Source organism: Roseobacter sp. OBYS 0001 (genome assembly GCF_019654895.1).
Taxonomy (GTDB): Bacteria; Pseudomonadota; Alphaproteobacteria; order Rhodobacterales; family Rhodobacteraceae; genus Roseobacter; species Roseobacter litoralis.
On record NZ_BPES01000001.1, the window covers coordinates 48,614 to 74,678 of the forward strand.

General features: G+C 55.3%; 19 protein-coding genes and 2 tRNA genes. 14 read left to right on the plus strand and 7 right to left on the minus strand.

The window, feature by feature from the left end; all coding sequences use genetic code 11:
* Positions 1 to 58: 58 nt before the first annotated feature.
* Positions 59 to 751 carry a lipoyl(octanoyl) transferase LipB gene (gene lipB, locus K5Q35_RS00245; protein ID WP_308443335.1) on the minus strand — a complete coding sequence of 231 codons (693 nt, stop codon included), beginning with the start codon at positions 749 to 751 and terminating at the stop codon, positions 59 to 61.
* Between the two features lie 129 nt (positions 752 to 880).
* Here lipB and K5Q35_RS00250 point away from each other — a divergent pair.
* Positions 881 to 966 (plus strand) — tRNA-Leu (locus K5Q35_RS00250).
* Between the two features lie 861 nt (positions 967 to 1,827).
* Complete coding sequence (locus K5Q35_RS00255; protein ID WP_220798012.1) at positions 1,828 to 4,536, plus strand: calcium-binding protein; 2,709 nt, start codon at positions 1,828 to 1,830, stop codon at positions 4,534 to 4,536.
* Between the two features lie 224 nt (positions 4,537 to 4,760).
* Here K5Q35_RS00255 and K5Q35_RS00260 read toward each other — a convergent pair whose 3' ends face one another.
* The gene (locus K5Q35_RS00260) at positions 4,761 to 5,750 is read right to left on the minus strand and encodes an AraC family transcriptional regulator (RefSeq protein ID WP_220798013.1); all 990 of its coding nucleotides are present in this window, start codon (positions 5,748 to 5,750) and stop codon (positions 4,761 to 4,763) included.
* A 188-nt stretch (positions 5,751 to 5,938) separates the two neighbouring features.
* Here K5Q35_RS00260 and K5Q35_RS00265 point away from each other — a divergent pair, with 188 nt between their 5' ends.
* The 9 genes from K5Q35_RS00265 to K5Q35_RS00305 all read left to right on the plus strand — a co-directional run bounded on the left by K5Q35_RS00265 (position 5,939) and on the right by K5Q35_RS00305 (position 16,708).
* The gene (locus tag K5Q35_RS00265; RefSeq protein ID WP_220798014.1) at positions 5,939 to 7,333 is read left to right on the plus strand and encodes an amidohydrolase family protein; all 1,395 of its coding nucleotides are present in this window, start codon (positions 5,939 to 5,941) and stop codon (positions 7,331 to 7,333) included.
* Between the two features lie 84 nt (positions 7,334 to 7,417).
* Positions 7,418 to 8,185, plus strand: coding sequence for a DUF3299 domain-containing protein (locus K5Q35_RS00270; RefSeq protein ID WP_220798015.1), 768 nt, complete (start codon positions 7,418 to 7,420; stop codon positions 8,183 to 8,185).
* Positions 8,182 to 9,075 (plus strand): hypothetical protein, encoded by an 894-nt coding sequence (locus tag K5Q35_RS00275; protein ID WP_220798016.1) that lies wholly within the window; start codon positions 8,182 to 8,184, stop codon positions 9,073 to 9,075. The genes K5Q35_RS00270 and K5Q35_RS00275 overlap by 4 nt, the downstream gene beginning before the upstream one ends.
* Before the next feature lie 9 nt (positions 9,076 to 9,084).
* Complete coding sequence (locus K5Q35_RS00280) at positions 9,085 to 10,266, plus strand: carbohydrate porin (RefSeq protein WP_220798017.1); 1,182 nt, start codon at positions 9,085 to 9,087, stop codon at positions 10,264 to 10,266.
* Positions 10,267 to 10,425: 159 nt separating this feature from the next.
* On the plus strand, positions 10,426 to 11,556 hold the full coding sequence (locus K5Q35_RS00285; RefSeq protein WP_220798018.1) for a BamA/TamA family outer membrane protein: 1,131 nt from the start codon (positions 10,426 to 10,428) through the stop codon (positions 11,554 to 11,556).
* Between the two features lie 50 nt (positions 11,557 to 11,606).
* Positions 11,607 to 12,920 carry a mechanosensitive ion channel family protein gene (locus tag K5Q35_RS00290; protein WP_259650420.1) on the plus strand — a complete coding sequence of 438 codons (1,314 nt, stop codon included), beginning with the start codon at positions 11,607 to 11,609 and terminating at the stop codon, positions 12,918 to 12,920.
* A gap of 46 nt (positions 12,921 to 12,966) precedes the next feature.
* The gene (locus K5Q35_RS00295) at positions 12,967 to 14,634 is read left to right on the plus strand and encodes a mechanosensitive ion channel family protein (RefSeq protein WP_259650421.1); all 1,668 of its coding nucleotides are present in this window, start codon (positions 12,967 to 12,969) and stop codon (positions 14,632 to 14,634) included.
* Positions 14,635 to 14,675: 41 nt separating this feature from the next.
* Positions 14,676 to 15,044, plus strand: coding sequence for a cupin domain-containing protein (locus K5Q35_RS00300; RefSeq protein WP_220798019.1), 369 nt, complete (start codon positions 14,676 to 14,678; stop codon positions 15,042 to 15,044).
* 164 nt (positions 15,045 to 15,208) lie between these two features.
* Entirely contained in the window at positions 15,209 to 16,708 is a 1,500-nt protein-coding gene (locus tag K5Q35_RS00305) for a phospholipase D family protein (protein WP_220798020.1), read from the plus strand.
* A 321-nt stretch (positions 16,709 to 17,029) separates the two neighbouring features.
* Here K5Q35_RS00305 and K5Q35_RS00310 read toward each other — a convergent pair whose 3' ends face one another.
* A complete protein-coding gene (locus K5Q35_RS00310; RefSeq protein WP_220798021.1) occupies positions 17,030 to 17,194 on the minus strand; it encodes a hypothetical protein in 165 nt (54 codons plus the stop codon).
* 195 nt (positions 17,195 to 17,389) lie between these two features.
* Here K5Q35_RS00310 and K5Q35_RS00315 point away from each other — a divergent pair.
* The 3 genes from K5Q35_RS00315 to K5Q35_RS00325 all read left to right on the plus strand — a co-directional run bounded on the left by K5Q35_RS00315 (position 17,390) and on the right by K5Q35_RS00325 (position 21,521).
* Positions 17,390 to 17,463: transfer RNA gene (locus K5Q35_RS00315), tRNA-Gly, on the plus strand.
* A 248-nt stretch (positions 17,464 to 17,711) separates the two neighbouring features.
* The gene (locus tag K5Q35_RS00320) at positions 17,712 to 19,523 is read left to right on the plus strand and encodes an ABC transporter transmembrane domain-containing protein (RefSeq protein WP_013961059.1); all 1,812 of its coding nucleotides are present in this window, start codon (positions 17,712 to 17,714) and stop codon (positions 19,521 to 19,523) included.
* Between the two features lie 114 nt (positions 19,524 to 19,637).
* Entirely contained in the window at positions 19,638 to 21,521 is a 1,884-nt protein-coding gene (locus tag K5Q35_RS00325; protein ID WP_220798022.1) for an acyl-CoA synthetase, read from the plus strand.
* A gap of 56 nt (positions 21,522 to 21,577) precedes the next feature.
* Here K5Q35_RS00325 and K5Q35_RS00330 read toward each other — a convergent pair whose 3' ends face one another.
* The 4 genes from K5Q35_RS00330 to K5Q35_RS00345 form a co-directional block, all read right to left on the minus strand.
* Entirely contained in the window at positions 21,578 to 22,414 is an 837-nt protein-coding gene (locus tag K5Q35_RS00330; protein ID WP_220798023.1) for an alkaline phosphatase family protein, read from the minus strand.
* Between the two features lie 241 nt (positions 22,415 to 22,655).
* On the minus strand, positions 22,656 to 24,293 hold the full coding sequence (locus K5Q35_RS00335; RefSeq protein WP_220798024.1) for an ABC transporter ATP-binding protein: 1,638 nt from the start codon (positions 24,291 to 24,293) through the stop codon (positions 22,656 to 22,658).
* The gene (locus K5Q35_RS00340; protein WP_013961063.1) at positions 24,290 to 25,102 is read right to left on the minus strand and encodes an ABC transporter permease; all 813 of its coding nucleotides are present in this window, start codon (positions 25,100 to 25,102) and stop codon (positions 24,290 to 24,292) included. Before K5Q35_RS00340 ends, K5Q35_RS00335 begins: the two co-directional genes overlap by 4 nt.
* On the minus strand, positions 25,099 to 26,055 hold the full coding sequence (locus K5Q35_RS00345) for an ABC transporter permease (RefSeq protein ID WP_013961064.1): 957 nt from the start codon (positions 26,053 to 26,055) through the stop codon (positions 25,099 to 25,101). Before K5Q35_RS00345 ends, K5Q35_RS00340 begins: the two co-directional genes overlap by 4 nt.
* Between the last annotated feature and the right edge of the window lie 10 nt (positions 26,056 to 26,065).

Below are 26,065 nucleotides of genomic sequence, written 5' to 3' on the forward strand. Positions count from 1 at the left end.
CCTCGGCGTGCGGCGCGGTGCCGGACATGACGAAAGGGCAGCGTTTTAAGTGGCTGAATTACGAATCGCGCCACTTCACCGGCTGCAGGGGGCCTGCGAAGACCTCACCGAATTCCTGCATAAGTGCGGTATCCAGATCGTTCATCGTTACAGGCAGCCCCAGATCCACAAGGCTTGTAACGCCATGCTCGGATATTCCGCAGGGCACGATCCCGTTGAAATGACTCAAATCGGGTTCGACGTTGATGGACACCCCATGAAAGGAAATCCATTTGCGCAGCCGAATACCGATGGCGGCAATCTTGTCCTGTGCAATTGCGCCGTTCGCGGTTTTGGGTTTTTCCGGTCGCTCCACCCAGACGCCGACGCGGCCTTGCTTGATTTCCCCCGTCACGTTGAACTGTGAAAGTGTCGAAATCACCCATCTTTCCAGTTGCTCAACGAATGCGCGCACATCCCGCCCGCGCGCGCCGACATCAAGCAGGGTGTAGGCCACGCGTTGACCGGGTCCATGATACGTATACTGCCCGCCCCTTTTGGTTGCATGAACAGGAAAGCGGTCCGGGTCGATCAGGTCCGATTCCTTTGCACTGGTCCCCGCCGTGTAGAGCGGAGGATGCTCCACCAGCCAGATGCATTCCGCCGCCCGGCCCTGGGCAATATCTGTCGCCCGCGTTTCCATCCAACGCTCCGCCGTGCGAAAATCGGTCAGGCCCTCAGAGATGATCCATTCCACCATACGCGCAGCCATACCGCAGCAGAGGCGGCGCGCAAAGGTCTGTCACGCAATCCCGTCTGTTCTCGTGGATTTTGGAAAAATGCAAAAATCACTCTTCACAAGGCTACCTTGGCAGGCTAAAGACCGCTGACCATTTATCGTGCGGATGTGGCGGAATGGTAGACGCGCAGCGTTGAGGTCGCTGTGGGGTAACACCCGTGGAAGTTCGAGTCTTCTCATCCGCACCACTTTTACTTGCTTGGCAAGATTGTCCAAAAATCAAAAGATTACATAGGTTTGCGGACTTGAATGCGTTCATGCCCTTTCCAAGGACACGATGGCCGTTGCGGCGTGTGATGCCGTGGGGAGCCCGTTTGATGTATTCCGCTCAGGGAACACGGTTGAACAAATCAGTCACGACCTGTTGGTTCACGATGGCCAGCAGGCTTTTGACCAAAGTGGAGGCGCCGTCTTTGCCCACCCCAATGCTGTCCTTCGTCAGATAAAATGGGACATTAAAGCGGTTTGGGGCACCGGAGGCTCTGGCGGCTGAAAATCCGTGCTACATGTATAGATGGCCATGGAGACTTACCATTGACGCGGCGTGAGCGCGAAGAGCCGTGACGCGGAAAACGAGCGGGCAAGGGTCGGCAGTATCAAGGGCCGAGACCCGTCTTATTCTCATCTTCCGACATTTTCCATGACGTGCGGTTTTTACCGAATCGTGCACCGGCAATTGAAGTGTAACATGACGTGATCGGTAGGCATCGCGGTCTGTGCAGGGGCCAAAATTCGTTGCACCCGGTTACCGCCGACAGAAACGCTCACCGGACGTCCAGTGAATTCGGGACTTGCAGCGAAGGTCGGCACGTCGATCCGCCGGGACCGAAGGGGCGAGCAAAGGTCAGTAGGTCTTCATTTGGGAAGAAGTTACGAAGGCACGCTCAAGACCATCAGCGTCTGGTGGCGGCCGTTGATCTTTTCTTGGTGTCGTGTGCACAGCGTTGCGTCTTTTTTCCCTTTTGACCTTCAGTTGATCTCGATCAACGATTTGAGCAGGAAGTTATTAACTATTGTTAAGAAATGGTTTCAAAGGGACGGATGAATTTATGACAACGCTAACTGAGTGGCGCGCGCCGTTTCAGGTCAATACTGGCAATGCAAGTTTCGGACACCAATTTGCGCCAAAGGTGATCGGACTTGCCAACGGATGGTTCATGGTCGCCTGGAGAGAACAATTCGGCGAGGGGGCGCCGGACAATGGACAAGATATTGTGGCCAAAATCTACAACGCCGATGGCAACGTCGAATTCGACTCCTTTGCGCTTAATTTTGAATGGACGGAAGGGGACCAGACGAGCTTCGATATCGCGCCGACACATGACGGCTTTGTCTTCGTTTATTCAGATCAAAGTAGGGCTGGCGAGACACTTCGTATTGAACGAAATTTCGAAGATTTTTCTTACATATACGGCACGCTCACCAATGAAGGTCACTATGATACGCCACAGGTCGTGGCAAATCTTTTGCCTAGCAACGATGACATTTTCGTCGTTTATGGAAATGATGATGATGACCAAGTGGATGCTCTTGTCATCGACGAGGACGACAGCTTTTTGCCCACCTTTGCTGTTCAAAATCCAACAGCGAGCGCTGTCCGACCCTTTGTTGAAGACGCTGTTGTTCTGAGCAATGGAAATTTCGCCACGCTGTTTTGGAGTGGTGACGCAAACTTAGTTTCTATCGCCACTGAAGGTGGAAGAATTATTAACCAAACACTGGTCGCCGGTAGCTTTAATGCTGCGCGCGACATCGCGAGCATGGCAGATGGTGGCTATGTTGTTGTCGGCAAGGAAGGCTCGCACTACGGTGAAATCCTTGGACAGATCTACGATAACGCCGGTAACGCCGTCGCTGAAATTATCCCGATTGAAATGTCGGGTTATGTCGTCAACGAACCGCGTGTCGCCGCTTTGCCAGACGGTGGTTTCGTAATCATGTTCGAAGTGGGGTATGGTCGATATCACGCGCAAATCTTCAATGCTGATGGTTCCAGTGCGACTGCGCCGGTCCTGATCGGTGATGGAGGGTTTTTGGCAACCCAACCGGAAATCAGCGTAACGGCTGACGGCCGGATTGTTTTCGTGTGGCATGGCGAACAAGGATCTGGATCCTCCAGAGAGATCTATTCCACAATCTGGGACCCGCGCGGCGAGGTGATCGACCCTGACGACTACGGTCAGCTTCGCACGAACTTCCTCGCGACTGATACGATAACCACTGGCATCAACGGATCGACCGTGCTGGAAGGCGAGATCGGGGATACAATCCTTGGTCAGGGCGGTAATGATATCATTTACACTTCTGGCAGTGGCGATTTCTGGGGCGGCGGCGGGAATGATCTGATCATTTCCAGTGCCGATTTCGCGTTGGCGGGTGATTTCAAGTATTTGGACGGCGAAGCGGGTATCGATACGCTGGATACGACTGCTTTCAATGGTGACTACATTGTCAATCTTGAAACGGGTCAGACAGATTACCTTGGCGCCCCAAACGAGGCCCGCGAAGGATTTTACAACTTCGAGAACATCATTTCCGGCAACGGCAATGACGCGTTGTCTGGCACCGCAGGCGCGAACCGCATGGACGGCGGCGGCGGCGATGATCTTATTATGGGCTTGGGGGGTAATGATTTTCTGCTTGGTGGCTCCGGTAATGACACTCTGGAAGGGGGGGAGGGCAACGACCGGATTCTGGGCGTTACGGGTAATGATACCCTGCGCGGCGAACTCGGCAACGACGTCCTGAACGGCGGTGACGGCAACGATGATATGATCGGCGGAAACGGCGATGACATCATGTATGGCGGTGCTGGTAACGACACCATGGACGGTGGGGATGGCAACAATCTTTTGATCGGCAATGACGGCGACGACATCATGGACGGCGGCCTTGGCAACGACAATTTCCGCGGTGGCACCGGGGTCGATGTTATCGACGGAGGTGTGGGCGATGACAGAGCCTTTGGCGGTGACGGAAACGACACCTTGCGGGGTGGCCAAGGCAACGACCTGATGGATGGCAGTGCGGGCGATGATGTCATCGAGGGGAACGATGGCGATGACATTTTGGTGGGCCGGATCGGCAATGACACGTTGGTCGGCGGCACTGGGCAGGACCAGCTGCGCGGTGGCGGCGGCAATGACGTTCTGAGAGGCGGCGATGATAACGACAGGCTGTTCGGCGGTTCGAATGACGACACGCTGTTTGGGGGGGATGGCGACGATTTCATGCAAGGCAACCAGCAGGACGATCACCTGTTTGGTGAGGCTGGCAGTGACCGGCTGTTTGGTGGCGATGGTTTCGATTTCCTCTTTGGCGGTGCGGCGAATGACACGCTTTTGGGGGGCAGGGGCAACGACGTTCTGGTTGGCGGACTGGGGTCGGACATACTGGTGGGCGGCGCTCAGAACGACGTTTTTCAGTTCGATAGTGTTGCGGACTCCAACCCTTTCCAGCACGACAGCATCAACGGCATGGACGGGGTCGGAGTGGCAGGCGGCGACCGGATCGATCTGTCCAACATCGACGCCAATACCCTGATTGCCGGGAACCAGGCCTTTAGCTTTATCGGAGAGCAGACCGATGTCAGTGGTCTTTCCTTTGGCGCGGGCGTGTTCTGGGTCCGGTCGATATTCGATGCGACGTTACTCTTGGGGAGCATCGACGATGACGACACGATTGATCTGATGATCCGGATCAACGACACTCAGAGCGTGTCGCTGGGCGACTATGTGATCGGTGACTTCATCGTTTGAGATAGCGACATGTCATACCGCTGCGTGACGCAATATGCAGAGCATGCTTGGTCTGAGACGGTGCCGATGACGTGGGCCTTGTGGTGCGAAGGACGAATTCCTGCGCGCCGCAACCGTCCGAAAGCCGTGCTGACGACTCCCTAGAATTCTCGCCTCTTTTGGCCGAACCCCTTCGGAGCTTTGAGGCAATCACGCTCTGGGGTTCACCAATGGTCACCCGGTTGCTATTTAAATTGGTCCCTAAATGCGGATGGCGTCGAACGTACGACTTTTGAAAATGCGCGCGCAAAATTTGAAGGGTCGGAATAGCCGAGAGAAGCGGCGATATCTTCGACGGAACGATCAGTGGTAAGAAGAACTTCTTTTGCATGTTCTATCTTTGCTTTTGAAAGCTCTTTTGAAACACTCGTTCCCAGTTTGGAGAGCATTCTGGCGAGTTTGCGTGAGCTCATGTGCATCAGTTCCGCAGCTTCATTCGCACTTAATCCCCCGTTGCTGATCTGTTGCCCCAAAAGCTGCCTCATACTGATCAAAAATGCGTCTTGTTGTTTGGCGGTGCCCTGTTCTGCGAACCCAGTTTCAAGTCCGCTTTCTGAGTTGGGCCGTAACAGCCATTCGGACGGGAATTGAATGCGGCAGCCCATATTGTTGCCGCGCAATGCCTGAAACCGCTTGAGGGCATTGGGCAGAACGGCAGGATCGCTGAGGACCAGGAGAACGCGTTCCGGTTCCTTGATCTCTCCTAATACTCTTCCCAGCATCGCCATTTTCAGCGCGATCATAAAACCGTCGTTCTGCGCCGGTTCGACAAGCGGTTTGAACTTTCTTGTTTCGCCAAACGTCGCCATATCTCCCCGAACTTCGACATAGGATGTGGCGGATGATGCGTATTTGTGCGCTTGCGCCACATAGATATTCAGAAAATCGCCAAGGGTTGTTGCGCGTTGAAAAGCGTCTCGCACCATCGGCCAGCCTGTCGGGTCGAGTTGAGAGCCTATCTTCGCACAAAAAGTCTGATCGTTGGCGGCAACTGCACAGTTTTCCAGGAGATGGTGCATGACCATGACGTGAACAGAAGCCCCCTCCTGATCAACCGCGGTCTGCGTCAATCCAACACTCTCCAGAACAGGGTCTGGATCCACGCCATATGAACGCAGCCCAGCAATCAATGGGTGAAGAAGTTGGAGCTGAACTAAAGGCAAAGACTTCGACACAAAGAACCTCGAACACGGCTGATGGGACCAGTATTCAGACTCGATTTCGTCATTTGGTCAATGCAATCTGTCATTATCTGCCAGGATTCACAATGGAATGGGAAAAAATGACTGACCGCTTCATTGAGTTAAGCTGTCGTACCGGGATAGTATAATCACCGAAAAGTGACTCAACCTAAAGGTCAAAAATGAAACTCACCAAATTACTGACTGCAACAGCGGTAAGCGCTTTGCTCTCCGTTGCCGCTATTCCGGCATGGGCGCAAGACGGCGCACCAGCGATGACACTGTTCACGAACGTACACGTTTTTGACGGTGTGAACGAAGCCCGGATCGAGAATGCAAACGTTCTGGTTGAGGGAAACTTGATCAAAACGGTGTCGACAGAAGCCATTGATGTAGGTGAGGCAAGCGTGATCGATGGCGGTGGGCGCACTCTGATGCCCGGGCTTATCGAGGGTCATGCGCACCTAATGCTTATGGGCCCGTCGCTTCCTATCATGGAATCGGAAACCACATGGGAAGATTTTGCGATCCACGGCACCAAAATGTCTGAGATGTATTTGATGCAGGGGTTCACCACCGTTCGGGATGCAGGCGGTGCAAACGCCGGATTGCAGCGTGCTATAGATGGGGGCATGATCCTCGGACCGCGCCTCTATCCATCGGGTGCATTTCTTGGCTCACGCGGTGGACACGCGGATTTCGCAAACTTCACCGCACCCGTCGGACAGTCGACCAACTTCAGCCGCCTGAACATGGCACAGGAAGTTGATAATATTGCCGATGTCCAAAAATATGGTCGCAACAACTTCCGGATGGGCGCCAGCCAGTTGAAGTTCATGCAATCTGGCGGCGTCGTTTCAGCCTTCGATCCATGGCAGTTGCTGGCTGGGTCGCAGGCAGAGATCGAAGCTGCGGTTCAGGTTGCAAACGAATATGGCAGTTATGTGATGGCCCACTCTTACCGCAAAGAAGCGATTTTGAACGCGCTGAACGCAGGCGTTCGTTCCATCGAACACGGCTTCATGTTCGATTGCGAAATCTCAGCACTCATGGCGAAAAAAGACGCGTACATCACGACAAACCTCACCGCCTTCGATCCTAATCTCTTTGAGATACCGGCAATCGCAAACGTCCCTGCAAGCCTGCGCAAAGCCAAATCCGCATCCGCCGCTTTCGGCAACTACATCACCAACATGAAAGAGTGCCCGGCGAAACGGGCCTTCCAAACCGACTGTGTTGGCGATGTTGCCTCATGCAGCAAACAAATCGCTTATGAGAAATTCCTCAATGCCGATTTCTTTGATCCGCACACCGCTCTGGTTACAATGACCTCAGTAGGTGGCGAACTCGTTGCGCTGTCTGGTGATTTCATGAACCCGTACCCAGAAGGTAAACTCGGTGTTATCGAGGAAGGCGCCTATGCGGATATTCTTCTGGTCGACGGCAACCCGTTAGAGGATTTCTCGGTTATGGGCACATCAGACAAATGGTTTGATGGTCCCGAGCGGCCTGAAAGCCCTGAAGGCATCCTCGTGATCATGAAAGATGGCGTGATCTACAAGAATACTCTGAACTGAGTAGGGATGCAGGGCGGTTTTTTGCCTCGGCTGCCCTGCACAAATCTCTGACTATTTCAAAATCCGCAAAGAAGTCCAAACCCGATGAAACCTTTGTTAGTATTTGCCGTGTTGGCGACACTTGGAAGCACCGCGCTTGCATCTGAGACAGTTGAGTGGCCCGATCTCATAGAGCCGTCGGTACAAGTGTTCGACGATCCGTATCGGGATTTATCTTATCCTGAAATTGAGGCGTTGAAAACGATTGCGTCAGTGCGACAGGCGCTGGCGAGGGGTGGTTTGTCAGATCATCAACAATCAGAATTTGAAGAGATCGCGCGTGGTGCAAATCTCCGATTTTTGGAAAGTGGAAAAAACGCCGACTGGCTTATTGAGCAGAGATGGGTCGTTGCTGAGCGTCGACAAAAGGCGGCTACAACCGGCAACCGTGAAGTTGACGGTCAGGTTGTCAGCCTGAGCGGTTATGCGATCCCGGCGCCGCCAGACCCCGACGGAACGTCGGTGGCATACCTTGTCCCAGAGCGTGGCATGTGCAGCCACATGCCCCCTCCGAACGCCAATCAGATGATTAAAGTGCGGCTGACCAATGCGTGGCAACCACGCGCCGTACACGAACCCGTGCGCCTCACCGGTAAGCTATCAATCTCTCCGACACAGGAGGTTGTTCGTATTGTAGATGGCCCTGTCCAAATGAATGCAACGTTCCTGATGGAAGTCGAGCATGCCGAGACCTTGGCTGATGTTAAGGCCAAGGCCGGAAAGTCCCCAGACATCAATGCGGCCAACGCACTGGCGCAGAAATTACGCGCTTCAAGCGCATTCTCTTCAACGTCCCAGAGCGTGAAACCATGAAGCGGCCCCGCATTCTCGTGAGTGCACTTTCAATGTGGCTATTGCCTCAATTTGCGCTGGCCCAAGGCGTCGGTCCAAATATCGATGAATTGGCGAAGGAGTTGGCAAATCCGGGCGCCGCAAACGCAACGCTAAATTTCAAGTTCGAGTATCGGAATTTTGACGGGGATTTGCCCAATGCCGACGATCAGGACAGCTTTACCGCGACGTTCCAACCTGTATTTCCGTTCGTTTTGCCCAATGGCAATAACCTGATTTTCAGACCTGCTCTCGCTTATGCGTTCGGGCAGCCTGACTTTAACGCTGGCCAAGGCGATTTTGACGCCCAAGACGCGGTGGGCGATATCGCCTATGATCTGCTCTACGCGGGCACACGTGATGGCTGGACGCTTGGCGCTGGGATCGTCGGCGCAGTTCCGACGGGAAGCGATGTCTCTTCGGACAACTGGCTGCTTGGGCCAAGCGCCTTGGCTGTGAAAACCGAAGATTGGGGCGTATGGGGGTTCTTCCCCTTCCACAACGAAAAAGTCGGAGGAAGCGGACCCGACACATCCATCACGTCCCTGCAGTATTTCTTGTTTTACGGTGTGGGCAACGGCTGGCAAATTGGGACAGGACCCACAATCACTTATGACTGGAAGGTGGACAGTGATAACGCGTGGACCGTGCCTTTGGGTGTTCAGGTCGCCAAGACAACGGCCTTTGGCAAACAGATCGTAAAACTCAACGCTGGCATTGAAAAGAACGTCGTTGCGCCAGATGCCTTTGCATCGGATTGGAAGTTCACGTTCACCTTTAGCCCGGTCATCAAAAACCCCTTTCAGCGTAACCCACCGACGCCCCCGGCTGACGCAGCGACCCGCGCCGCAGTTCTTGCAGCAATAAGGTAAGACCCCGTGATGAAAAGAATACTCATACTTCCCTTTCTCGCGGTTCTTCTGTCGGGGCCGGCTTTCGCGCAGGGTCTTGGCGGACCCTCGTCGGTACAGGCCGATCTGCAGCCGGGCGACGGGCTTACCGACCCGCAGTTTCGATCAGACTTTCCCGTAAATAACGCGCCCGGCTATTTCCGGTGGAAAGAAAGCCTCGCGCAAAAAGGCTTTAGTTTCAATTTCGACTATCTGGCACTTGGTCAGACGTCAAATTCCGATCAGGGCGAAGGGGAGGCGTCGGGCGGGATATTCCGGTTTTACGGCACATGGAAGGCGACCGAGTTCGGCAGTCTGACCTTCAAACTGGAAGACCGCCATGCTTACGGAGATATTGCGCCACAAAACTTTGGATTTGACGGCGGCGCGCTGTCGATCACCGGCACTGCTTTCAATGACAGTGGTACGATGTTGACGAACTTCTTCTGGACACAAAGGGCAGACGATGGCGCGTGGACCTTTCAGATCGGCCAAATCGACACGACGGATTTCGTTGATGTCTACGGTCTGGTGAGCCCCTATACAGCCTTTCAAAACCTTGCATTCAATACGAACCCGACAATCAACGCCCCTAACGCCGGGCTCGGCATCGCGGCTGGCGCAAAACTGGGATCCAATTTTTATGCAACAGGAGCTATCGCAGACGCAAACGCGGACCCGTCCAGTCCTGATTTTGATGTCTTCTCTGAGGGTGAACTCTTCAAGAGTGTGGAAATCGGCTATACCAGCGGATTTGACCGCGTGTATTTTGACAACATCCACCTGACCCTCTGGCATGCTGACGACGCCGATGACGGAAGCCGCCGCGAAGACTACGGCGCGGCATTTTCTGCAGCCTGGTTTCTTGAGAACAAGTGGATGCCTTTCTTTCGTGCGGGTACATCCAAGGGCCGGGCGGCTCTTTATGACAAATCGGTATCAGCTGGTCTTGGTTACTATGCGCGCAATACTGATTTGGCGGGGGTCGGCCTCAATTGGGCCGAAGCGGATGGTATCTCGGGGGACCAGAAAACGATCGAGGCATTTTACCGGTTCTCCATATCACCAAACCTACAGATCACGCCTTCCGTTCAGTACATAAAAGATCCGCTGCTCAGTTCAGGTCAGTCAAGCGTCACATTGTTCGGATTGCGGGCGCGGATCGTCTTCTAGTTCCAGGGGCCTTCCTGAAGCGGATTGGAAAGTATTGTTCGCGACACGGAATAAAATGTGTGAGGCTCAAAATAGGAAGCGATGTTTGAAACGGTTGAGATTTGGGAATGCGGGTCGCGCGCCGGTGCGCGTGCATAGAGACAAAAAAAGAGCCAACTTGTGAAGCAAGCCAAATACCAGAGCAAAATTGCCACGTTTTCAACAGTATTTGCCATTTTGACGAGCGTTTCTGCGGACAGCTTGCTGGCAAACCCAGATATTGTCGACAGCGGTTTATCACCTGTTCAGTCGACCAAAGAAAACGCTGACTACGGTCTCAGGAACGGCTCGGCGCTGGTCGTTCCAATCCCATTTTCCAATCCGGCCATTGGTGCCGGCCTATCCTTGGGGGCAGGCTACCTCTTTCAGTTGTCACCGGACGCGGACACGTCGTTCGTCGGGCTTGGTATTATGGGGTCGGACAATGGCAGCCAAGCCCATGGGCTCGCGACCAATCTGTCATTTGGAAGTGGCTGGAGTTTGAACCTTGCTTTGGCGGAAGCGGACATAAAGTACGATTTGTTCTTTGGAAGCCTCAAGCTTCCTATCAAGCAAGATGGCGAGTTGTTTAATGGCGGACTTTCGTATGCCGTATCGAAGACCAACACGTTTGGAGTTAATCTACGCTATCTGGACACGAGCATTGGACTTAACACGGATGGAACGAGCATTCCCGCCGAGCTTTTGCCAGACCTGCAGCTTGAACTCGGTAGCTTGGGCGTAAGTTATGAGTGGGATCTCAGGGATGACGGCGACTACCCGACAAATGGGTCCCGTCTGAGCGCTGCCGTTAACCGCGGGTTCTCTTTGTCGAGCGCTTCGCGGGCCTACAATTACGCCTCACTAAATCTGGATACGTACCATACTGTCGGCGAGGAAAAAGTCGTCGCCGGAAGGCTTTCAACATGTGCCGCGTCATCTGACGCGCCTTTTTTCGACAAGTGCTCAATTGGCTTCACAGACGGTCTTCGGGGGTTCAACCCGACGCAATTCTACGACACGCGACTGGTATCGGCGCAAGCAGAATACCGTCAGCGGCTTGGCAAACGGTTTGGTTTTGTTGCTTTCGGCGGGATCGGCTGGACGGGTTCCGAATTCGGCTCGCTGACAGAAAACGGCGACCGCATCGCTGGTGGCGTTGGCCTTCGGTATCGGGTCTCTCAGAAATTCCCGGTGGATTTTTCAGTCGACGTTTCCACAAACAACGATTCCGAAGAGTTTCTTTACATATTCGTAGGTCAGCGTTTTTAACATTTGAAACGAGTGGTTACGCCTTAGCCTAAAGGAAAAGTGAATACTAAATGAGCCACCTTCGTCTTTCGATACTCCTTTCGATTTCCTTTCTGGTGATGGTCCTCGGACTCGGGGACGTGGCAGTTGCGCAAGATCAGGGCGCTTCTTCATTTTCACCGCCTGCGCCAACAAGCGTAACCACGACTGCAAGTGAACTTGAAATCCTCACCGTGCCGATGACCGCTGATGATCTGTCAGAGCTGGCTGTAATATGGCAAAACCATGTAAAATCGGTTCTTGAAGACATCGCAGGTCTCAATCTGGAACTGGCGATAGCACAAGGTGCGCGGGAGGAAGTTCTGCGCGATGAATTGGCAAAAACCTTCGGACTCCAAAGCATGGTGCAAGACAGTTACGGGGCCGTCCTTGACGCATGGCGCACAAAAGGCGCTTTGATCGAAGACATTCAAGTTCATGACACCTATCTCAACGCGCTCAGGCTGGAAGCGGTGCGCACGACCGATCTTCGTTCGCTTTTGCAACTGGCGGCAAGCTGGCTGGCATCTGCTGAAGGGGGCTTGGGATTCTTGCTGAAGGTCGCCGGATTTTTGGTCGCCCTATGGGGCATGTATTTTGTCGCGCGGGTTTTGCGCCGCGCCGTGAGCAGGGGCTTGTCACGGGTGCCGAACTTGTCACGATTGCTTCAGCGTTTCATCGTGAATGCCGTATATTGGGCGACATTTGTTTTGGGCGTTCTTTTAGTTTTAGGCGCCTTTGGTGTCAATATGACACCCTTGTTTGCGATCTTTGGCGGGCTGTCGTTCATCTTGGGGTTCGCAATGCAGGACACGCTTGGCAATCTCGCCAGTGGGCTGATGATCATGATCATGAAGCCTTTCGATACGGGCGATTACATCGAGGTGGGCGGGGCATCTGGTTTCGTTGACGAAATGTCTGTTGTGTCCACGCAAATTCGTACCTTCGACAATCAGATCATTATCGTACCCAATTCAAAGATCTGGGGGGACGTGATCACGAACGTCAGCGTGTCGCCTGAGCGGCGCGTCGATCTGGTTTTTGGCGTCGGGTATTCAGATAGCGCGGAGCACGCCATTGAGGTGCTCAAAGGCCTTGTTGCAGCCCATGCTAAATGCCTCGAAAGCCCTGCTCCGGAGATCTTTGTTGGTCAACTGGGTGACAGTTCCGTCAATATCTATTGCCGCCCCTGGACCAAATCAGAAGACTACTGGACGGTCTATTGGGATTTGACGGGTCAGGCGAAAGAACGCTTTGATCAAGAAGGGATATCCATCCCGTTTCCACAACGCGACGTGCATCTTATTCAGGGCGAGAATGCTGGATCGATCGTGGCTACAACATGATTATTGGCGTTGTCATCGTGGTCACACAAAACGGGGTACCCGTGCGATGATCAAGTTGAAATCCCGCTCCGGTTTTGAGCATGCCATCCGGTTTGCCTTGCGTGTTTTGTCACTCGTTGTTTTGACGGCACTGTTCGCCGCGCCCTTGCATGCACAAGAGAACATCTCAGAACCTCGCGAACCCCAGACACAGGCGGATGAGACGTTTGCAGCCCCGGTTGTGGTTGATGGCGAAACCCTGTTCTTTGTGCGTGGTTTCAGTGCGTTACCTGCTAATGAACGAGCAGCAAGGATCGAACAGCGGGTTCTGGAGATCGCTGAATTGCCGGAATTTGTGCAGCTTGAGTATGAGATCCGTGAAGATGATCGCGGGCTTGCTATTTTAGCGAACGGGCGTCTTTTGACGGTCACAACCAATGCTGATGCCGAATGGGAGCAAATCAGCCTTGTACTTCTGGCAGAGCTTCACGCGGAGGCGATCAAACGATCTGTGGCCGGTTTTCGTTTTGGTCGTTCTGACGAGGCGCTGGTCGAGAGTGCATTGGTCGCGGTGGCATGGACCGTTGGATTTGCTTTGTTGACCTTTCTGTTTCTGAAAGGGCGCACAAGGCTCATTCAGTGGATTCAACGGTTCACCATTAAACGCTTCACCCGATTTGAAGAGGCCACCAACGCGGTTGTAAAAGGACAGGCTGTTGCGCAGCTGGTTGGTTTTGGTGCCGGTATGGGTCTGTGGATCGGGTATCTTTTCGTCTTTTACTATTATCTCACCTTCGTACTTTTGTCCTTTGTGCAGACCCGTCCATTCGCACAATTACTGCTGACGTATGTATCGCAGCCGCTGATGGACGTGATATTCGGAGTTTTCAGCTATCTACCCAATTTGATCACATTGGTCATTATTCTGATGGTCACCCGCTACCTGATAAAGGGCCTGCGCCTTTTCATGGAAAACATGGAAGCAGGTACAATAGAATGGAAGAACTTCGAACAGAGTTGGATAAAGCCGACGTTCAACATTCTGCGCGTATTGATCATCGCAATCGCCATTGTTTTCGCTTATCCACATATCCCCGGATCAGACAGTCGTGCATTTCAGGGCCTGACCATTCTTGCAGGTCTCATGGTTTCCATGGGGTCCAACACGGTCGTGAGCAACATGATGGCCGGGCTGTTCGTGATTTACCGCCGCAGCACCAATATCGGGGACCGCATCAAGGTGGGGGATCAGGTCGGCGATGTTGTGGAGATCAAGATGATGGAGACCCTCATCAAGTCAGTCAAAAATGAGATGGTGAGTATCCCCAATGCACAGCTTTTGAATTCCGAGGTCGTTAATTATACCCGAAAAATCGACGGGCGCGGATTGCTTGTTCATACCACTGTGGGCATCGGATACGAGGAGCCACAGGACAAAGTCGAAGCCATGCTCATCGAAGCGGCCAAGAGAACGCGTGACCTCAAGAAAACACCCAGCCCCTTTGTGCTTTGGGCGCAATTGGCCGATTATGCGATCAATTATCAGATCAATGCATTCACGACGCGCGGCTCAAGTATGCCCCGCATATTGTCAGATCTGCACCGCAACATTGTAGATGTGTTCCACGAAAACGGCGTTCAGATTATGACACCGTCCTATGAAGCCGATCCCCAAGCGCCGAAAATTCCCACCGAAGTCTGGACCGGAAAACTGGCAGTGCAAAAGTCGCCATAAGGTCTGATCTAGCCGCGCAAATGAAGAGAGAAGGAAATGCCTTGGCCTTAAATCTGATTGAACTGCTGACTGCGCCTGACGGTCAACCGTTCCTCGACTCTTCGGATGTTGAATTTCGTTCAAGTAACAATGATCTATTGGGAAAAATGGCTAGAATGTCAGAGCCAACGAGCTGCCGGCATATGGTGTTCATTGAGTTGCCTGCCGGCTTCCAGAGCACGACACGGGTTCCTGATTGTGACCAAATAGCTGTAGTGCTGAGCGGTAGGCTGCGCATTGTGGCAACAGAGGGAGCGGTGAGGAGCGTTCAAGCTGGCGAAGTTTTTCGTCTCCCGCAGGCCGAAACCTCAAGTCACACACTCGAGGTCGTTGGTCAGGAAACTGTGACCATCATGGTTGTGCAGGCATGAAGCCTTTATCGCCAGCGTTTGGGATGGAAACCCTGAAAGATTGGCATGTCCACGCAATCAGATGCTTAAAACTCCGATGCTCGCAAGGGAAGGCACGTTTTGGAACCGGTAGGGGTACAGATCGCCCGCCATCAGAGCTTTTTGCGCAAAGAACCGTTTCAATTTTGACACTTCTGTCTGGCGTCATATATCTGAGCGCCTGCACTTACGTGCCCTTCGAAACGAACCGGCCAGCAGAAACCGCAGCGCCCCCCGCGCCATCAACAGTGAGCCGCATCGAAAGCACAATTGGCGCAGAGATCAATGGCGATCAGGTTTTGCTGGCGCCGCTGAACAATGGCAATGATGCCTTGGGTGCCCGCCTGAGGATGATTGAAGAAGCGCGGCATACGATCGATCTCAAGACATTCCTCATCAAACCTGACACGGCTGGCGCGCTGGTGTGGCTTGCGCTTTTTGACGCTGCCGAAAGGGGCGTCCGGATACGGGTGCTTTACGACGATGTATTCACCAATGCGCAGGACGAACAGATCGCAACGCTTGACGCGCATCCGAATATCGATATCCGCACATACAATCCGCTTTCCAGAAACAGCACATTTGTCGGGAATTTCCTGCTTGATTTCAAACGGGTCAATCGGCGTATGCACAACAAGGCATTCATCGTTGATGGCACGTTTGCCGTTGTTGGCGGTCGCAATATCGCGGACGAATACTATCAGATAGAGACAGAAAGCGAATTTGCCGACTTTGATTTGTTTATTGCGGGTCGGCCTGTTGAGCAACTCTCCGCATCCTTCGACCTTTTCTGGAATGATGAATGGGCAGTACCGGTCAATAGTTTTGCACAAGGCGATGCCGCAGCTTTGCGCGAGGCGCTGGCGGGTTTAAGGGCCGTCCCCGATGATCCGAGATCCAAAGTGTACAAGGGGGCGGTGAACTCGCAATATCTTCGTGATCTCAGGGAAGGGCGGAAACCGTCCTATGTCGGGACCGCAACTGTGGTCACGGATGATCCCCAGAAATTGCGCCGTCCGCCAGGTCAGGGCCCGTTCACGGTTGGGAATTCTTTTTACAACACGCTTCTGTCCGCAAAACGCGAGGTTTTGATCATCACGCCCTATTTCGTGCCTGAGGATTACGGCGCCGAAGTGTTCGAACGCCTCGTCGCCAAAGGCGTGCGCGTGCGCATTGTGACAAATTCGCTGGCATCGACCAACCACGCTTACGTGCACGGAGGCTATGCAAAGTACCGCAACCGACTTTTGCGATCAGGTGTCGAGTTCATGGAAGTCCGTGCGGATGCACCGTTGATCGTCGAAGGCAGCACCACGCCATTGGTTCTTCATTCGAAATTGGCGATCATTGATGCGGGCAGGTTGTTTGTCAGTTCAACAAATATAGATCCCCGTTCCATCCGTCAGAACTCTGAAATCGCCATGATCATAGAAAGCCCCGCCTTGGCCTCGGACGTGTTGGCGCGGTTGAACGCTGAGGTTCAAGAATACGTATTTGACGTCGCAGCGGGTCCCGACGGTAACCCGGTCTGGCGGTATCAAGGTTCTGGCAAAAACGAAATTTACCGCAGTGAACCCAATGCGGGGTTCTTTCGAAAACTGCTGGCGACACTGACAGGGTGGCTGCCGGTAGAACAACAGCTTTGAAGGTTGGCAGCTTTACATATTTTGCAAGTAACAAATTGAACTATTTCGAAAAAGCCTTTGGGGCAAGAGCGTGGAATGCTCATCTGTTTCGCGGCTCGGACGCTCTGACAGACCGCAGCAAAAGGTCAGCTTGAGATCCCCCACAGATCGCATCGGTTGAATGACCGGTTCGGTAAAATGTGTTGCGCTGCCATATGAGACCTGCAGAAATTGCGATCCCTTTCAAAGTGATCATCGGCGACAACTGCAACAGGCGCATTGTCCGGATATAGTTGAAAACCCCCCTCATCTGGTGATCCAAGCCCGGACCATTCGACTTTCTCAAACTACAGGCACAGTCGTTTCCGTGAAAGCGGCTTGTTTCGACATCTGTTCGAGACAGTCTCGCAGCGTTGCATGGATGAAGGTCTGGTTGGTGGCCACAGCTTTGGCGTCGAGTGCCAATCCAAACCGCGAAAACCCAATGGTGGCAAAAAACGGGTTCATCAGATACCGCGCCGCTAAACATGACTGCAACACAGGCCCTTTGAAGCCGCAATGCCGTCCGAAAGACCACGGGAGACGCCGCATCGCAGGTTGCGGCTGGATGACTGGTTTGGGCCGGGAGGTTCTTTGAAACAGTGCCGCAATTGGTTCCACTTGACGCCAGTATAGGTATGAAATAGTACGTCGCAGTACTGGGCGGGCGTTGTGTAGTGGTAAGACCTTAGCCTTCCAAGCTAATGACGCGGGTTCGATTCCCGCCGCCCGCTCCAGAAAATATTTTCCCGCAGATATCTTGGTTGTTTTCTCTTTTCCGTGGTCTTGAGAATGGTTTTCGAGACCTGTCGCGTAGTCACGTCATGGGCGGTGAAACGCGCGGTAAATATGTCACCGCCTGAACCGGGATTTTCGAAGCTTTGTGCTCATTTGGCTGCGTGGTTTTGTCCCCTATACTCATCGATGGCTTGACGAGGGATGCTGGGCCAGCCATCACAGAGTGCGACACCAAAAAGGACAAGGCATGACCCGGTCAACACCACCGGTTCCCGGCGCACCGGGACAGACAGAAGAGCGTGAGAAATCCAAGAAACTGGGGTCTCTCAAGGCGTTGCTGCCGTTTATGCGTCCTTATCGCAGTTTGTTGCTCGCGGCGGTCTCGGCCCTTGTGGTCACGGCTGTATTGTCCCTGACCTTGCCTCTTGCCGTTCGCCGGGTGGTTGATAATTTTTACACCAAGGACGCGCAAACGCTCGACCTCTATTTTGCCGCTGCCTTGGGGATCGCGGGGTTGCTGGCCATCGGCACAGGCCTGCGATACCTGCTTGTGACGCGGCTGGGTGAGCGCGTGGTCGCGGACATCAGAAAAGCCGTCTTTGATCGTGTGATCGGGATGAGCCCGGCCTTTTATGAAAAAGTAATGACCGGCGAAGTGCTGAGCCGGATCACCACGGACACGACATTGATCCTGTCCGTTATCAGCTCGTCCGTCTCCATCGCTCTGCGCAATTTGCTGATTTTCATCGGTGGACTGGCGTTGATGCTGTTCACTTCTGCGAAACTGACCGCGATGGTCTTGCTGATCGTGCCTGCGGTTGTTGTGCCGATCCTCGTGTTGGGGCGCAAGTTGCGGGTGTTGAGCCGTGAAAATCAGGACTGGATTGCTGCATCGTCGGGCAATGCCTCTGAAGGGTTGAGTGCAGTGCAAACGGTTCAGGCCTTTACCCATGAACGCGCCAGCCAGGCAAAGTTTTCCGAATTTACTGAGCTGTCTTACGATGCAGCACGGCGGCGCGTGAACACCCGTGCCATCATGACCGTTATCGTAATTTTCCTTGTGTTTTCAGGCATTGTTGGCGTGCTCTGGATCGGGGCGCGGGATGTGCGCGCGGGCGACATGACGCAGGGCGCGCTTGTGCAGTTTGTCATCTATGCGGTGATGGTTGCGGGCGGTGTTGCGGCGCTCTCTGAGATCTGGGGCGAGTTGCAGCGTGCTTCGGGTGCGACGGAGCGCTTGGTTGAATTGCTGCAAACCGAAGATGCGGTGGTTGACCCCACCAACCCGCGCAGCTTGCCGAGCCCGGTTGTCGGACAGCTGACATTTGACGATGTCACCTTTGCCTATCCCTCCCGACCGGGTACCAAGGCGCTTGAACATGTATCGCTGGCGATTGAACCGGGGGAAACGGTCGCTTTTGTGGGGCCGTCTGGGGCCGGAAAAACGACGATCATTCAGATGTTGCTGCGATTTTATGACCCCAGCTCCGGGCGCATTCTGCTTGACGGGGTTGATCTGGCCGAGTTGCGCCGCGATGATTTCCGTAAATACATTGCTGTGGTGCCGCAGGATCCGGTTATCTTTGCCACCTCGGCGCGGGAGAACATCAGGTTTGGGCGCCCCGATGCAAGTGACGCCGAAATCGAAGCGGCGGCACAGGCGGCAGCGGCGCATGATTTCATCGCAGCGCTGCCGGATGGGTATGATTCATACCTTGGCGAGCGGGGCGTGATGTTGTCAGGCGGGCAAAAGCAGCGCATCGCGATTGCGCGGGCCATCCTGCGGGATGCGCCGGTCCTGCTGCTGGATGAGGCGACAAGCGCGCTGGATGCCGAAAGCGAACGCGCGGTGCAATCTGCGGTGGACACCTTGAGCCAGGGACGCACCACGCTGATCGTGGCGCACAGGCTTGCCACGGTGAAAAAGGCAGATCGTATCGTCGTGCTGGATCAGGGCCGCGTGGTTGCCACCGGGCCGCATGATCAGCTTGTGTCTGAGGGGGGCCTCTATGCCCGTCTGGCCAAGCTGCAATTCACCGAAGGGATCGCCGCCGAATAAGTCGGAAGTGACCTTACGTTTTCGCCAGATCGCTTGCGCTGTGGCGCGGTTCCGCCCATTCTGCATATTGCATCGTAGCACGACGCAGCATGACATGTTTTGGGAGGAGCACGCATGGGCTTTGCCGGTTTTGAGGATCGCGACGCGATTGAAGCTGAAATGGCATGGGCGGAGCGGCGCCTGCCTGTCACGCTTTATCAGGCGCTGAGCGAAACGGCGGCAAAACATCCCGACCGCAACGCCATCAGTTATCAGATATTTTCCGGACCCAAAGATAAGGCGGAGACGCTGACGTGGTCCGTGCTCAAGGATCAGGTGACGCAGGCGGCAAACCTGTTCCGCGCGCTGGGTATCGGTGAGACGGATGTGGTGGCCTATATTCTGCCCAACGCGAATGAGACGGTTCTTGCCCTTCTTGGCGGCGCGGTGGCAGGCATTGCGAACCCCATCAATCCCTTGTTGGATGCTGAACAGATCGGATCGATCCTGCGTGAAACCAATGCGAAGGTCGTGGTCACCCTGCGGCCCTTTCCCAAGACGGATGTTGCGGATAAGGCCGCGCAGGCGGTTGCATTGGCCCCCAATGTGCAAACCGTGCTCGAAGTCGATCTGCTGCGTTATCTCACGCCGCCGAAGTCCTGGATCGTGCCGCTGATCCGCCCCAAACGCGCGGTGCAAAATCAGGCGCAATACCTGAATTTCTCAGCGGAAATTGCGAAACAGCCCAAGACCCTCAGCTTTGCCGACAGCACTGAGGATCGCGTGGCCTGCTATTTTCATACCGGTGGCACGACCGGTATGCCCAAGGTGGCGCAGCACCGTTATTCCGGTCTGATCTACAACGGCTGGGTCGGGACGGAGCTGCTCTTTACCGAGCAGGACAACATCATGTGCCCCTTGCCGCTGTTTCATGTTTTCGCCTGTCACGTGATCCTGATGGCAGCGGTCGTGTCGGGTGCGCATGTGGTGTTTCCGACCCCGCAGGGCTATCGCGGTGAAGGGGTGATGGACAATTTCTGGAAGCTGGTGGAACGCTGGAAGATCAGTTTCATCATCACGGTGCCGACGGCAATTTCCGCCAAGATGCAGCGCCCGATTGATGCGGATGTGAGCAGCGTGAAGATCGCGTTCTCAGGCTCGGCGCCTCTGCCGCTTGAGCTTTTCAGGCGCTTCGAAGAGGCCACGGGCGTGAAGCTGGTGGAGGGCTATGGGCTGACCGAGGCGACCTGCCTTGTGTCCTGCAACCCGGTGGATGGCGAAAAGAAAGTGGGCAGCATCGGCATTCCGTTTCCCTATTGCAGCGTCAAGATTCTCAAGACCACCGGAGAAGGCCATGTGGAGGCTAAGGTCGATGAGGTTGGTGAGATTTGCGTCTCAAACCCCGGTGTGTTCGTCGGCAGCACCTATACGGAGGCCGAAAAGAACATTGATCTGTTTCATGGCGATCACCTGCGCACGGGCGATCTGGGGCGCGTGGATGGCGATGGGTATCTGTGGATCACCGGGCGGGCCAAGGATCTGATCATCCGGGGCGGTCACAACATTGATCCCGCCGAGATTGAAGAGGCGCTGCTGCACCACGAGGCGGTCGCTTTTGCCGGGGCCATCGGGCAGCCGGATGCCCATGCAGGTGAAGTGCCCTGTGCCTTTGTCGAACTGGTCGAGGGGGCAGAGGTCAGCGAGGGCGAGTTGCTGGCGTTCTGCAAATCACACGTGCATGAGCGTGCCGCGCAGCCCAAACATATGACGATCCTGCCGGAGTTGCCGAAAACGGCCGTGGGCAAGATTTTCAAACCTGATTTGCGTAAACATGCGGTGATGCGCATCTATAACCGCGCACTTGAAACGGCGGGCCTTTCTGCGCGCGTGGTGACGGTGGTGGATGACAAGAAGCGCGGTCTGGTGGCGCAGGTGGCGGCACATGGGGCGGCGGAAGATGAGGTCGCTGCAGTGCTTGGCCAGTTTGTCCGCCCGTGGGAATTCAGCACCACCGCCTGAGCCGCGTTCTGCCATAAAGGGTCGGCATCTACTGCGACAAACGTGCCAAGCTGCGGTTACGTCAGAAAGACTGGCGCCTGCATTGTGGCGGCGATGGGCGCCCCCAGACGCGACAGGATCGTCGGCGCCAGTTGCAACTGGTCAATCACGGTATCCGGATCGGGGCCATCGGCCTCACCAAAGTAATAGAGCGCGGTTTCCTGTTGCAGCGGATCGCGCCCGCCGTGATGCCCGCGCGCGTCCTGCCCGTGATCTGCGGTGACAATCACCTCATAGCCCGCCGCGCGCCATTTGATGATATAGGGCGCGAGCATCTCGTCCATCTTGGCGCAGGCGTCGTCCATCTCCTGACAGTCGTGAAAAAACCGGTGCCCCATGCTGTCGAGTGTGCAGCTGTGATAGATCCCGTAGTTCAGATCGAACCGCGTGCACAGCCGGGTCAGCGTGGCAAAGAGATCAGCATCCGACGGGGTCATCTGGTTGGCCAGCCCATAGCCTTCCATCGTATGAAATCGGCCATGGTTGATGCTGCCGCTTTGCGGCTCGTCATATTCGATATCGCGGACCGGATCGAAGGGCGCGCGGTTGAAAAACTCTGACCAGAAGGAATGGGCGACAGCGCCGGTGACACCGCCCGCTGCGCGCACCTGAGAAAACACATCCGCCTGTTTGAGCCGGAAAACCGCGTGATTGCCGGTGCATTCATGCACCGCTGGGCTGACGCCTGTGTGAAGGGAGGCGTAACAGGGGGCCGAGATGGAAGGCAGCACCGAACGGTGTTTCCAGACCCGCGCGGCACCGCTGTCTACCCAGCCCTCAAGATTGCCAAAGAGCCTGCGGAAATTCCGATAGGGCACCCCGTCGATGATGATCAGAAGCAATTTGGCGTCCATATCAAACCCTCAGCCTGTCGCAACCGCATCTGAGGCCATTTGAGGGCGCAAGGCAACGCCGAAAGTGTCATGCCAAAAACCTGAATCACCCACCGAGTTGGGCGATATGTGATGTTTCTGGTGCGTTGTCGGACGTTACAACCGGTCCGGAACCGCGTGCATTTGCGCGAATGCGCGGGAAAGCCCGCCGCGCGACGGCTTTGGACCTTCGCACCTGACAGGGGCGTTTGGTCGCGCGGGATCAGTTGCCCGCGCTCTCCATTTTCCGGTTGGCGATGACTTCTTCGAGCCATCCAAGACGCATCTCGGGCACCGAACTCAACAGCAGGTCGGTATAGTCGTCGAATGGTGGGCTGAGCACCTGTGACTTTGGCCCATAACGCACGACTTCGCCCTGATACATCACCGCGATGCTGTCCGAAATGGCGCGCACTGTCGCCAGATCATGCGTGATGAACAAGTAGGCAACGTCATCTGCTTTTTGCAGGCTCAGCAGTAATTTGAGGATTCCGTCCGCGACCAGTGGGTCGAGCGCCGATGTGACCTCGTCGCAGATGATCAGTTTGGGTTTTGCGGCCAGTGCGCGGGCGATGCAGACACGCTGCTTTTGTCCGCCGGAGAGTTCCGCAGGGTATCGATCCTGAAACCCTGTGCCAAGCTCGATCTCATCCAGCAGTTCCTGAATGCGTTTTTGTTTCTCCGCACCCTTGAGACCGAAGTAAAATTCGAGGGGTCGCCCGATGATCGTGCCGACGGTCTGGCGCGGGTTCATCGCGGTGTCGGCCATCTGATAAATCATCTGCAACTCGCGCAGATCTTCCAGTGGCCGGGTAGGCAGGTCAGGCGTCAGCACGCGCCCGTCAAAAGTGATCTGACCCGCGCTGGGTGGCAAAAGCCCCGTGATCACCCGCGCCAGCGTCGATTTGCCGGACCCGGATTCGCCCACGACCGCGAGCGTCTGACCGGGGTGCAGATCGACGTTGATGTTTTTCAGAACGTCGAACTTGGTGCCGGGATAGCGGGCGGTTATGCCTTCGATCTTCAACACAGGTTCTGCCGAGGGCTGTTTTTCCTCATGCTCGATGGAGCGCACGGAAACCAGCGCTTGGGTGTATTCTTCCTGCGGGTGGTTGATGATCTGATCGACCGTGCCGAACTCGACCATTTCGCCCATGCGCAGCACCATGATATGGTCCGACACCTGCGCGACCACAGCAAGGTCGTGGGTGATATAGAGGGCGGCGACACCGGTGTCCCGGATCGCGTCCTTGATCGCGGCCAGCACATCAATCTGTGTCGTCACATCCAGCGCTGTCGTGGGTTCGTCAAAGACAACAAGGTCCGGTTCAGGGCAGAGCGCAAGGGCGGTCATGCAGCGCTGCAACTGCCCGCCGGAGACCTGATGCGGATAGCGCTGGCCGATGTTTTCCGGATCGGGCAGGCCGAGTTTGGCAAACAGGGCAACCGCGCGCTCTTCGGCTTGCTTGCGGGCGAATTTGCCTTGCAGGATGGCGGCTTCGGTGACCTGTTCCAGTATCTTCTTGGCCGGGTTGAAAGAGGCGGCAGCGGATTGGCTGACGTATGTTACCTCGGCCCCGCGCAACCGGCGGATGTCACGGATGCCAGATTGCAGGATGTCGCGCCCGTTGACCTCAACCGAGCCGCCCGTCAGTTCCACACCGCCGCGCCCATAGGCCATGGAGGCAAGGCCGATCGTGGATTTGCCCGCGCCGGATTCCCCGATCAGACCCAATACCTTGCCGGGGGCCAGATCGAAATCCACACCATGCACGATCTCGATGTCGCGCGCTTTTTCGCCCGGAGGATAAATCGTTGCGCCGATTTTCAGGCCACGGACTCTGAGAAGTGGTTCGCTCATCCCCGGCCCCCTTTCAGGCTCGTGGTGCGGTTCAGCACCCAGTCGGCCACGAGGTTGATCGAAATGCACAGCACGGCGATGGCATAGGCCGGATAAAGGGCCGCCGCGATGCCGTAGTTGATGCCTTCCTTGTTCTCTTTCACGATGCCACCCCAGTCCGCCTGCGGGGGCTGCACGCCAAGGCCGAGGAACGACAGGGTGGACACGAAGAGCACAGCAAAGATGAACCGCAGGCCCATTTCGGCCACCAGTGGCGACAGCGCATTGGGCAGGATTTCGCGAAAGATGATCCAGCCGGTTTTTTCACCGCGCAGGCGCGCCGCTTCGACGTAATCCATGACCGTGATGTCTACGGCGACGGCACGCGCCAGCCGATAGACCCGCGTGGAATCCAGCAGCCCCATGAGAACAATCAGGATGGTGATCGTCGTGGGCATGACAGACAGAACCACAAGCGCGAAGATCAGCGAGGGGATCGACATGATGAGGTCAACAAAACGGCTGATCGCTTGATCGACCCAGCCGCCAGAGACAGCGGCAAAAAAGCCCAGCACGGAGCCTGTGATAAAGCTGAGCGCCGTGGCGGCGGTGGCGATAAAGATCGTGGTTTGCCCGCCATAGATCATGCGCGAGAGCAGATCGCGTCCGATATTATCGGTGCCCAGCATGAATTGATCAGAGGGCGGTTCCCAGACATCGCCAACGACTTCGGCCATGCCATAGGGCGCAATCAGGGGCGCAAAGATCGCCATGAGGAAAAACAGGGAGGTGAAAAACAGGCCGACAAGGGCCGCGATGGGTATTCTCATTTCGGATGCCTCAACCTTGGGTTTGCAAGGATCGACACGATGTCCGCGACGAGGTTCAGACCGATGTAGACGGCGGCAAAGATCAGCCCGCAGGCCTGCACCACGGGGATGTCCCGTTTGGCCACGTGATCTACGAGGTACTGGCCCATGCCGGGGTACGCAAAGACGACCTCGACCACGACGACGCCCACGACGAGGTAGGCGAGGTTGATCATGACGACATTCACGATGGGCGCGATGGCGTTGGGGAAGGCATGTGTGGCGATGATTTTAAGCATCGGCATGCCCTTGAGTTCGGCGGTTTCGATATAGGCCGATTGCATCACATTGAGGATCGCCGCGCGCGTCATGCGCATCATATGCGCCAGCACCACCAGCGTCAGGACCATGACGGGAATGGCAATCGCGTTGAGCTTTTCGCCAAGGCTCATGCCATCGTTGATTATGGCGACGGAGGAGAACCAGCCGAACTTGATGGATACCCAGTAGATCAGGATGTAGCCGATCATGAATTCCGGGACGGAGATCGTGGTCAGCGTCACCCCGGAGATCAGTTTATCGGGCCAGCGGTCCTTGTAGCGTACCGCCAGAAGGCCGAGGAAAATCGCCAGCGGCACCGAGATAACGGCAGCCCAGAAGGCGAGGAAAAGCGTATTTGACAGGCGTGACCCAAGGCTTTCGGCGATGTCGCGGCCATTGGTCAGGGCCGTGCCCAGGTCGCCCTGCATCACGCCACCGAGCCATGAAAAATAGCGGGTCAGCGCAGGTTCGTTCAGGCCAAGTTCACGTCTGAGATTTTCAAGGGCCTCTGGCGTGGCGGATTGGCCAAGGATCTGTTGAGCTACATCGCCGGGGAGAATGGAGGTTCCCGCAAAGATCAGCACAGAGGCGGCGAAGAGCAAAAGGACACCCAGCGCAACGCGCTGGGTTACCAGTTTCAGGATGGGATGCATCTGACCGACC